7 protein-coding genes are annotated in these 9,979 nt (G+C 69.3%); 2 read left to right on the forward strand and 5 right to left on the reverse strand.

Translation table 11 applies throughout. The features are described 5' to 3' along the window. Together E1182_RS31765 and E1182_RS26155 are read left to right on the forward strand one after the other, a co-directional pair. Positions 1–190 (forward strand): hypothetical protein (locus E1182_RS31765; RefSeq protein ID WP_207921521.1); only part of this gene is annotated, 190 nt, incomplete at its 5' end. A 698-nt stretch (positions 191–888) separates the two neighbouring features. Continuing rightward, positions 889–2,367 carry a non-reducing end alpha-L-arabinofuranosidase family hydrolase gene (locus E1182_RS26155; protein WP_132270131.1) on the forward strand — a complete coding sequence of 493 codons (1,479 nt, stop codon included), beginning with the start codon at positions 889–891 and terminating at the stop codon, positions 2,365–2,367. A gap of 493 nt (positions 2,368–2,860) precedes the next feature. Here E1182_RS26155 and E1182_RS26160 read toward each other — a convergent pair whose 3' ends face one another. The 5 genes from E1182_RS26160 to E1182_RS26180 form a co-directional block, all read right to left on the reverse strand. After that, entirely contained in the window at positions 2,861–4,159 is a 1,299-nt protein-coding gene (locus E1182_RS26160; protein ID WP_243706424.1) for an SWIM zinc finger family protein, read from the reverse strand. A gap of 11 nt (positions 4,160–4,170) precedes the next feature. Then, positions 4,171–6,960, reverse strand: a complete 2,790-nt coding sequence (locus E1182_RS26165; protein WP_132270135.1) for a DEAD/DEAH box helicase — start codon at positions 6,958–6,960, stop codon at positions 4,171–4,173. A gap of 288 nt (positions 6,961–7,248) precedes the next feature. Then, positions 7,249–8,184, reverse strand: coding sequence for a sensor histidine kinase (locus E1182_RS26170; protein ID WP_132270137.1), 936 nt, complete (start codon positions 8,182–8,184; stop codon positions 7,249–7,251). Then, a complete protein-coding gene (locus E1182_RS26175; protein ID WP_165942722.1) occupies positions 8,181–9,056 on the reverse strand; it encodes an MEDS domain-containing protein in 876 nt (291 codons plus the stop codon). The genes E1182_RS26170 and E1182_RS26175 overlap by 4 nt, the downstream gene beginning before the upstream one ends. Positions 9,057–9,528: 472 nt before the next feature. Further along, positions 9,529–9,979 (reverse strand): dihydrofolate reductase family protein (locus tag E1182_RS26180; RefSeq protein ID WP_132270141.1); only part of this gene is annotated, 451 nt, incomplete at its 5' end.

The following is a 9,979-nucleotide window of genomic DNA, read 5'->3' on the forward strand; positions in this document are numbered from 1 at the left end:
GTGGTGGCTGAAGGGCGGTGGAATGCGGGCTGGGGGAGGGATATGTGCCTGCTCGCCACCCGAGGCTGCCTTCAAGACCCTGGGTGACGGACAGGTGAAGGCGGTGTTACCGCAGAATGTTAGCGATAACACCTTTGCTGTCAATCCCCTCGGCGAGCCGCTGCTGCAGGTGGTAGGCGACGTGCTTTGACGGTGAGCGGAAGCTGTCGACCCTCCGGGTCCAGTCCCGGTGCACCTTGATCTGGTCGGGTCGCTCGCTCGGTTGCAGGGCGGAAGAAGCTGTCGCTCGGACAGTGGGCTCCGCTGCTGAAGCAGTGGCGGCCGCGTGGGTCTGTGTTCACACTGGCGTATCTGGCACTGACCGGCACACCGACACCGTCCGGTGGCACGTACAGGGGTCGGGATGGTAGCTGGCCGCGTAGATCGACTGTGTCGTCAGACTGAGTCTCACGTCGTCGAGCAAGGCATCAAAGAGGGCTTTTCGTACTTGTGGTGGCTGGTGGGGATGATCTCCGCAACCTGTCATGGTCGCGAGGTCCGGGGTGTTGACTTGGCCCACGCTGATCGCTGAGGATGTGCCGCAACTCGTTGGACACGAACGTGTAACCGGCCGCACGGGCAGCCGGTCATCGCTCGTCTGGGCCGGGTGCGGCAGTGCTGCGTGGTCCCGTCGAGCCGCATGTCGGGGTGCCGGGCGACCGGTGCCGCGGGGGAGCTGCACACCCAACTCGGGTGCCACATTGATTGTTGACGTGCCGGCCGACATGTGGCCGTCGATGTTAGCGCTCACATACGCAGACGTCTATGCCCATGCCGGTGGGTCGGCTCACCAACCACTGCCGGGCTCGCTTGATGTCTGCGGTCCCACATGAGGAAAGGAAAGATGCTATGTCTGTTGGGTTTGCGCGCACCGTGAGGTGGCGTCGTCGGTGGCGGTCGGGGCTGGCCGCTGCGGCAGTCGTGGCGGTCGTGGGCGGGCTGCTCACGGTGGCCACGCCGGCGTCGGCCGCCACGGTGGAGACCACCGCCTGGTACGTGCTGGTGAACCGCAACAGTGGCAAGGCCCTCGACGTCAACGGCGCGTCCACCGCCGACGGCGCCGGGCTCATCCAGTGGAACCGCACCAACGCCAACAACCAGCAGTTCCAGTTCGTGGACTCCGGCGGCGGCTACTACCGGCTCAAGGCCCGTCACTCCGGCAAGGTCGCCGCCGTGTCCAACTCCTCCACCGCCAACGTCGCGGCGATCGTGCAGTGGACCGACACCAACGGCACCAACCAGCAGTTCCGGCTCGTCGACTCCGACAGCGGCTACGTCCGACTGATCAACCGCAACAGCGGCAAGGCCATCGAGGTGGGGGGGCTGTCGACCGCCGACGGCGCCAACATCCAGCAGTACGATGACTGGAACGGCGCCAACCAGCAGTGGCAACTCGTCCGCGTCGACGGCGGCGCCTGCGCCCTACCCTCCACGTACCGCTGGACGTCGACGGGCCCGCTGGCGGAACCGGCGTCGGGATGGGTCTCGCTCAAGGACTTCACCGCCGTCGTCCACAACGGCAAGAAGCTGGTTTACGGGACGACGCACGACACCCGGGTCAACGGGGCCTGGGAATCGACGATGTTCAGCCCCTTCACGAACTGGTCCGACATGGCGTCGGCCACCCAAAGCAAATTGCCTTTCAACGCCGTCGCGCCCACCCTTCTGTACCACGCCCCGAAGAACATCTGGGTGCTCGCGTACCAGTGGGGTTGGCCATACACCTTCTCCTACCGCACCTCGACCGACCCCACCAACCCCAACGGCTGGGGAGCGCATCAGGAGCTGTTCACGGGCACCCTCCCCACCGGGGCCCCCATCGACCAGACCCTCATCGCCGACGACAAGAACATGTACATGTTCTTCGCCGACGACCTCGGCAACATTTACCGGTCCAGCATGCCCCTCGGGAACTTCCCGGGCAGTTTCGGCTCGAGCTACACGAAGATCATGAGCGACACGCCGGAAAGGCTGTTCGAAGCGGTCGAGGTCTACAAGGTCCAGGGCCAGAACCAGTACCTCATGATCGTCGAGGCGCAGAGCTCGCAGGGTCGTTACTTCCGCTCGTTCACGGCCACCAGCCTCGACGGTACGTGGACACCGCAGGCCGACACCCTGACCAACCCCTTCGCCGGCAAGGCCAACAGTGGCGCCACCTGGACCAACGACATCAGTCACGGCGATCTGGTGCGCACCAACCCCGACCAGACCAAGACCATCGACCCGTGCAACCTGCAGTTCCTCTACCAGGGACGCGACCCCCGCTCCGACGGCATGGACTACGGCCTCCTGCCGTACCGGCCGGGCGTGCTGACCCTGCAGCGCTAGTCGCGTGACGCAGGTCCGGCTCGAGTGTTCCTGAGCTCGCGGGCAACGACGGACGCCGGACCGGGCAAGCGTTGTCACGGCTCGTGATCAGGATCGGGTGGAACTCAAGGGCGGGCTCGGTGCATTGCCGAGCCCGCCCAGCACGCAGAGCCCGGATCACCCCGGTTGGCGCGCCGCGCCGTCGAGCTACGGCCGTTGGTCGTCGAAAACGGCGAGTGGCGGGCGAAGGCGTCGCCCTTGTCGGTGCGGGACGTGGCCCACTGGATGAGCCGGGTAAGGAAGAAGGAACCGGGCCGGCCGCGGTGAGCCGGCCGGCACGCCCTCGTACCCGCCGCCGCCCGTCACTGGTGCGGCCGCACCGACCAACGCCGCCCTGAGCAGGTTCGATCCGCCGCGGGCGCACCCGCCCGCTGACGCGGCCGTCGCGCCGGTGGCCGCATCAGTGGGAAGAACGGTGACGACCAGCCGACCGGACGTCGCTCGGTGGCGGTGGTCAGTCCCGGGACGTGTCGAGCAGGGCATCGGCCGGGTCGTGGCTGGCTGGCCCGGCCGGCCACCATTCCCCGGAGCGACGCCGGAACGGATACCAGCGCCCGTCCCGGCCGTACCGTAGCTGCACGTCCCGCCCGACGGTCCACCGGTTGCGCCAGTTCTTCACGTCGGGTGCCGGGCCGTCGCCCTCCCAAGCCTCGCGCAACGCGTCCGTGGCGCGGGCCGCGACCTCCCGGGGTGGGCTGAACACCGCGTCCATGGCGTCCACGCCGTCTGCCCCGGCGTATTCCCATGCCTTGAGTGCCCTGGGCAGTTCGTCAGCCCGACCGCTGGCCTCACCGAGTCGCTTCGCGACCCGGGAACGCGGCATCCGGGAGGCCAGCCGCACCGCGTCCTGCCAGGCGTCGTGCACGGGGGCGGGCACCTCCGAACGGTTCGCGGCGAGCATGTGCCGGGCACGAGAAGCGGTGTCGGCGACGAGTACCCCCAGCGCCTCCGCATGGATGCCGGGCGCCTGGTGGTCTTCGAGGACCGGAGCGAGCGCCATCGGCTCGCCGTGCACCGGTCGGCTCGGCGCCGGCAGCGGAACCCGGGGGACCGCGTACGCCTCCTCCGCGCGCGTGCCGAGGAGGCCGTCGTCGTCCGTCGCGGCAATCGAGTGGCGGGCGTTACGTTCGCGCAGTTCCTCGATCAGCTCCAGCTCGGCGCGTCCGCGCATCAGCAGCAGCACGAAGGGGTCCCGGTCCAGCAGCCACGCTGCCTGGTACGACAACGCCGCGGCGTGCCGGCACGGGTGGTCCCAGGAGGGGCAGTCGCATGCCGGCTCGAGATCACCTAAACCGGGCAGCAACCGGACCCGGGCGTCGTCGGCGGTGTTGACCAGGTCGTACGGCATCTCCCGGTCGAGTAGCGCAGCGATGTGTCCCGCCTTCGCGGCGACCTTGTCCAGCAGCCGATCCCACTGAACCTCGGAGAGGGTTCCGATGCGCACCACCGTCTCGTGTGGCGCGTACTGGTCACCGTCGTGCACCGGAGCGGAGATCCGGCCCGGGCTCACCGTGATCGACCCCACCTGACCCGCGCACGCGTACCGGCGGCCCTTCTTGAGCTGCTCAGGGTCGAGCGCGGTGCGCTCCATCGCATCGACCCAGGCGTTGCCCCACCACGTGTCGGCGAACTTCTTGCCGATCCGCTTGCCCGGTCCGAACGTCGGAAAGCTACGAGCCCGCCTGTCGTCCTCGGACGGCTCCGCGTCGTCAACGCCGTCCAGCTCGTCGTCCAATTCGACGTCGAAATCCACGTCCTGGCTCCTCATCCCTCGTCGCGGAGCTGCACGAGCCGGAGCAGTTCGGACTCGGACAGTTCGGTCAGGGCGCTCTCCCCGCCGGTGAGCACCGCGTCGGCCAATTCCCGCTTGGCCTCCAGCAGCTCGGCGATGCGATCCTCCAGCGTGCCCTGGGCGATCAGCCGGTGAACCTGCACCGGCTTGGTCTGCCCGATCCGGTAGGCGCGGTCGGTGGCCTGTTCCTCGACGGCCGGATTCCACCAGCGGTCGTAGTGGATGACATGGTCCGCACGGGTCAGGTTCAGGCCGGTACCGGCCGCCTTGAGCGAGAGCAGGAACACCGGTACCTCGCCGGCCTGGAACCGCTGGACCATCTTCTCCCGCTGGGGCACCGGTGTGCCACCGTGCAGGATCTGCGCCGCCACCCCCCGCTCGGCCATGTGCCGCTCCAGCAGCCGGGCCATCTGCACGTACTGGGTGAAGACCAGCGCGCCACCGTCCTCGACGAGGATCGTCTCCAGCAGATCGTCGAGGAGCTGGAGCTTCTCCGACCGGCCGCTGAGCTTGCCGTGCGGCTCCTTGAGGTAGTGCGCCGGGTGGTTGCACACCTGCTTCAGACCGACCAGTAGCTTGAGCACCAGGCCACGGCGGGCGATCTGGGTGGTGCTGGCCCTGATCTCCGCCATCACCTCACCCACCACCTTTTGGTAAAGGATGGTCTGCTCCCCGGTGAGCGGGACCAGATGGTCGGTGACGGTCTTGGGCGGCAGCTCGGGTGCGATGCCGGGGTCGGACTTACGCCGCCGCATGAGGAACGGCCGCGCCAACCGGGACAGTCGCTGTACCGCCGCGCCATCGCGGTCCACCTCGATCGGCCGCGCCCACCGCGCCCGGAACGTGCCGACCTTGTCGAGCAGGCCGGGCGTGGTCCAGTCGAGGATGGCCCACAGCTCGGAGAGGTTGTTCTCCACCGGCGTGCCGGTGAGCGCGATCCGCGATCGGGCAGGGATCTCCCGCAGTGCCTTCGCGGTGCTGCTGAGCCGGTTCTTCACGTACTGCGCCTCGTCGGCGACCACCAGGCCCCAGTCCTGGCGGGCGAGGAAACCGGCGTCGACGCGCATGGTTCCGTAGCTGGTGAGCACGAACCCCTCGGTCAGTCCGTCCAGAGATCGGGCGCTGCCGTGGAAGCGGCGGACCGGGACGCCGGGGGCGAACCGCTGGATCTCCCGCTCCCAGTTGCCGAGCACCGAGGCGGGACAGATCACGAGCGCCGGACCGGCGGTCGGCGGGTTCTCCTGGTGTCGTAGGTACAGCGAGATGACAGTGACGGTCTTACCCAGGCCCATGTCGTCGGCGAGGCAGCCACCGAAGCCGAACATGGTCATCCGTTCCAGCCACCGCAGACCACGCAGCTGGTATTCACGCAGGGTGCCCGCAAGACCGGACGGTGGGTCCAGGGGCTCGGGGCCGCCCTCCGGATCGGCGATCCACTCGCGCAGCGTGCCCAGCCAACCGTCAGCCACCACCTCGACCCGATCACCGTCGATCTCGGCGCTGCCGATCAACGTCGAGGCCAGCGCGTCGTACGCCGTCAGGGGCCGCAACTGCCGCTCTCGGGCCTTGCGGGCCAGCTCCGGCTCGACGGCTACCCACTGGCCCCGTAGCCGGAGGATCGGCCGAGACCTGGCCACCAGATCCATCTCCCCATCGGTCAGCGGCACGCCGGCCAGGGTGAGCTGCCAACTCAGTGGCATCGGCACGGCGGAACGGAAGAACTCCGCCATGTGGGCCGGCCGCTCCGGCGGGGAACTGACCAGCGCCCGGGCGTTGAGCCCGCGGAAGAGCTGGGGTGGCCACTCGATGTCGATGCCGGCACCGGCCAGCTGTTCCTCGGCACCCCCGAGGAGGTCGACCAGATCCTCGTCGAGCAGCTCCAACTCGACCGGCGCGGCCTCGTCGAGGAGCCGTTGCAACGGCTGCCACACCGCAGCGGCCCGGCGGACGGCGAGCATCGCCTCGAAGGTCGCCCGGCGGCCGAGACCGTGGTCGGGGCCTTCCCACAGCGCCGCCGCGTCACTGACCAGCGTCGGGTCGGAGAGGCTGCGCAGCCGGACGACGGCGACGACCGGGGTGGTGTCGAAATCCCCGCGGCCCTCCAGCCGCAGCGCCACCCGCAGGCCGGTGTCCACCCCGGCGGAGACTTCCCGCGCCCAGCCACGCAGGTCCTCCACTGGCTGGGGTTCAAGGGCGGTGAAACGCACGTCCCCGGTCAGCCAGGGAGCCGCCGGGGTGCGCGGCAGCGTGTCGGCCACCGCGTCGAGGAAGGCCCGGACCAGCGCCTGCGCATCGGGCAGGACGAGCTGAGCGGCGGCGATGTCGATTGGCGCCGCACGGGCCTCGGGTGGCATCGCCGCAGCGAGGGCCCGGATGAGCTCCATGTCGGCGATGTCGAAGGGGCCCGCCCGCCAGGCGTCATACCCCTTCGGGGAGACGCCCGGCAGCAGGCGCCCGCGAGCGACCAGGTGTAGGCCGGTCACCGCAACGGTGGACCAGAAGGCGGCGGCGGGGGTGACGTCCGCCAGGTCGCGCAGCGCGACGAGGTGCCGGACGGCGTCGCCGATCGGCACTGCGCAGACCGGCACCGTCCAGGCCGCCACCGGGCCGTCGATGGGGAGCGCGAGATCCAGCTCGCGGCACTCACCCAGTTCGTCGAACTCAGCCGGGAGGGCGCCGCCGGCGGGGTTGTAGACATTGACCGTGCCGGTCCGGGGCGGATCGCCCGGCTCGAAGACCACCGCGAACCGCCCGAGTTGCACCGTACCTCCAGGAATCGGGCAGGCAACACGTCGCCTACCGCAGTCGACACGCTAACGTACACCGTACTGTAGAGGCACGCGTGACCTCCGGACCGAACTGACGGCGATCGGCCATGCTGGCCCGAGCTGGCGCCGGTCAACCGACGATGACACCGACTGGAGAGCACACACCGCGCACGTCAGCTCAAGATCAAATGCTCGTTCGTGGGCACGCGCCGAGGGCGTGCGACGTCGCATCGGCGAAGCATGACCGGAGACCGGTCTTGCCGTTGTGGGCCGTCGGTCGATTCAGCGGTGCAGGTAGGCGCGGATGGTGGTGCCGGCCGAGCTGGTATAGACCCGGACGAGATCGCACAGCTGATTGACTAGCAGCAGGCCCCGGCCGCCGCCGAGCGCGTCGGCCGGCACGGGGATGCGTCCCGCGAGGGGATTGCTGAGGTAGCCGTTGTCCGCGAGCTGACAGACCAGCTGGTCATCGTCGCTCCAGAGCGCGAGTTTCCCGGTTCCGCCGCCGTGCCGGAGGGTGTTGGTCGTCAGCTCGTTCACGGCCAGGACCAGGTCGGCGATCCGCTGCGGTGGCAGCCCGGCCCGCTCGGCGTGCTCGGCGGCCATGCGCCGCACGACCGGTAGGGCGAACACGTCGATCGTGAGGGTGGTGGCATGCGGTGGCGGGTCGGGTAGCGGCAGGTTGAAGGCCGCGGCGACCACGGACGGCTCGTCGTAGTGGACGCTGTCGAAGCCACCGTCGGCGTCGACCATGACCGGGTGGGTCTTGTACGCGTCCTCGATCCACACCGGGTCGAGCAGGCGGGTGTTGTAGGGACACAGGATCGTGGCCGGCCGGCCGGCGAACGCGGCGTTGATGAGCGCTTCGTGCTGGGCGCATGCCGGATATTCGGTGGCGCTGCGCCCTGCCCAGATCGGCTCACCGATCAACCGCACCCGCCGCCCCGGGTTGGCGTTGGCGAAGGCCAGCAGAACGGTGGGGATGATCCGGCCCGGATTGCGGCCGGCCACCATCATGTCGCGCAGCAGGACCCGATCGGCGTCCGCGCCGAGAGCATCCCGGATCAGTGCAAGGTTGGCGGCGGGCACGGCCACCGCGACCGGTTCCCCGACGGCCAGGCCCTCGCGGATGAATGGCACGGTACCAGCCAGGTATTCGTCGTCGTCACGGTACAGCAGCGCCGGATGGGTGAACGGTTCCGCGGTCGTCGTACTCATGCGATCAGCTCCGTCCCGGCGGCGCGGCTGAAGCGTACCGCCGGCAGCCCGGTGGCCCCCAGGCAGTCCAGGATCCTTGCCACCGGGCCGTGGCATCCGAACAGGTGCACGCCGGCAGGCGTGCGCAGCGAGAGCCGGGTCAGCAGCGCGGCGGTCGCCGCGTCGGCGAACCGAAGGCCCGCCAGATCGATGTGGATGGGCGCGGCCGGGTCGGGTTGCTGGTCCACCAGCGCATCGACGGCCGCGGCCACCGCTTGGCCGCTGCTGAAGTCCGCCTCACCGATCAGCCGCAGCCCGTACGGATCGCTGGTACGGCGGATACGCAGCAGCGGCGCCCAGCCCGTCCCCACCGCCGTCGCGCGCGTCGCGGGGTGCGCGCACGAAATCCGCTGCAGCAGGTCACCGTCGAAAGCACGCCGATCGTAAACGCAGACACCCAGCGCCCGCCCATCCATGTACAGGTGGTTGACCTGCGCCTCGTAGCCGGCCAACTGGTCGACACCGGGCGGAGCGCTCAGCGCCCAAGCCATGTCACCGACCAGGCGCAACCCCGGATAGCCGTCAAGCGTCGCCCGCTCGACGTGACCCCGCAGCGATTCCATGAGACGGGCCGGCTCAAAGCGGCCCGCCGGCAGGTACGCCTCCCGAGCCGACACCACCTGTACCTGCCCGGCCCGACCCTCGCGGCCGGGCAGGATGTCTCGGGCCTCCAGACCGGCCAGCACCTGCGCCGGCGGCACCAACTCCGTGAACACGATAACCCGGTCGCCGGCGGCAAGGCCGGCCGCGACGGTTTGCGCGATCACCTCGAGCCCGTCATCGACACCGTCGACGAGGACACAGACGTGATCACCGAGTTGGAGCCGCTCCACCGTCCGCACCCTCGCCTCGATCACCTCGCGTGTCGTCGGTCCCATTGTGCACGCTAACGACGCCAACAGCGTCACTGTGTTCACACCATCCCGCCGCAGGCTGCTGATACGCCCCTTCGGGCGTGTCCGGTTTGCCGGAACCTATCGACCGGCGGGCGTCGGCACGATCGGGTCCGCAGTCGACTTCCGGGCGCTGTTCGAGTCCGCACCGGCGCTTGCGGACCAACGTTCGGGGAATCGCGTCAGGCCAGGGTCAAGCGATAACGACCGATGGGGTCGGGTCGTTCGTTGCATCGTCGCCCTGAAAGGATGCCGATGACGCGCCGGGGTATCGGAACGACCCTCGGGACGCGCCCGCGAACCCCCTTCCCGCCCTGGATCAACCTCTTGATCGGGGCTATCCGGAGCATCTCAGGCTGTGGCGGTGTGGTTGGCCGATCGAAGCGAGGAGGGATGGTTGGCGCACATCCCCTTATGCGGCGGATTCGGCGGGGCGGTTGTAGGTGAGGAAGGCGGCACCGCTGTCCAGCACGGTGTGGTCGGTGAGTTGCCAGGCGCGGGGGTCGAAGGTGGCGGTGCGGGAGAACAGCGGGATGCCGGTGCCGACGGTCAGTGCGCCCACTTTGAGGATCAGCTGGTCGATCTGGTGGTAGAGCGCGCCGGCCAGTTCGGCGCCGCCGATTAGCCAGATGTCCTTGCCGTCCCGGCGTTTGAGCTCACGTACCGTCTGGGTCGGGTCGGTGGCGACCAGCTCGACGGTCGGGTCGGGGCTCTCGGTGAGGGTCCGAGAGAAGACCAGGTGGCGAAGGTGAGGGAAGGCGTTGGTGACCCCGGCCTTGAGTCCGATCTCGTAGCTGCGGCGCCCTTCCAGCACGGTGTCGAAGTGGGTGCCTTCGGCGGTGACGGACAGGGCGGTGCGGGCC

The organism is Micromonospora sp. KC721, assembly GCF_004348355.1.
Lineage (GTDB): Bacteria > Actinomycetota > Actinomycetes > Mycobacteriales > Micromonosporaceae > Micromonospora.

Bases quoted from the DNA above. Each gene is read 5' to 3' on its own strand.
- E1182_RS26170 (WP_132270137.1), bottom strand. From the start codon at position 8,184: ATGAGTACGACGACCGCGGAACCGTTCACCCATCCGGCGCTGCTGTAC.
- E1182_RS26155 (WP_132270131.1), top strand. From the start codon at position 889: ATGTCTGTTGGGTTTGCGCGCACCGTGAGGTGGCGTCGTCGGTGGCGG.